At 55.6% G+C, this 482-nt stretch carries 1 protein-coding gene; it reads left to right on the forward strand.

Going from position 1 to position 482, the window contains the following annotated elements:
* Positions 1-449: IS3 family transposase (locus tag ACV22W_RS33605; protein ID WP_448023839.1), on the forward strand; the 449-nt coding region annotated here is incomplete at its 5' end.
* Positions 450-482 lie beyond the last annotated feature (33 nt).

The raw sequence follows: 482 nt of genomic DNA on the forward strand, positions 1-482 counted from the left end.
ATGTCGGTGGGCAGAAGCTGTATCTGTCGCCGGTGATGGATCTGTACAACGGCGAGATCGTGGCTTACCAGATGGATCGACGTCCAAGCTTCGAACTGGTCAGCGGCATGCTGAAGAAGGCGCTGGCCAAGCTGCGACGCAAGGACAAACCGTTATTGCATTCGGATCAAGGCTGGCAATACCGGATGCCGGCGTATCGCCGGCAACTGAAGAAGCGCAAACTGACCCAGAGCATGTCGCGCAAGGGCAACTGCCTTGACAATGCCGCGATGGAAAGCTTCTTCGGCACGCTCAAGTCTGAGTGCTACAACGGGCATCGTTTCGCTTGCGTGGAGCAATTGCGCGACACGCTGGACCACTACATCCACTACTACAACCACGAACGCATCAAGCTCAAATTGAAAGGGCTGAGTCCCGTGCAATACAGAACTCAGCCCTTGGGCACCTAGCGTTTAACCGTCCAACTTTGCGGGGTCAGTTCA

This window comes from Burkholderia sp. AW49-1, assembly GCF_053427845.1.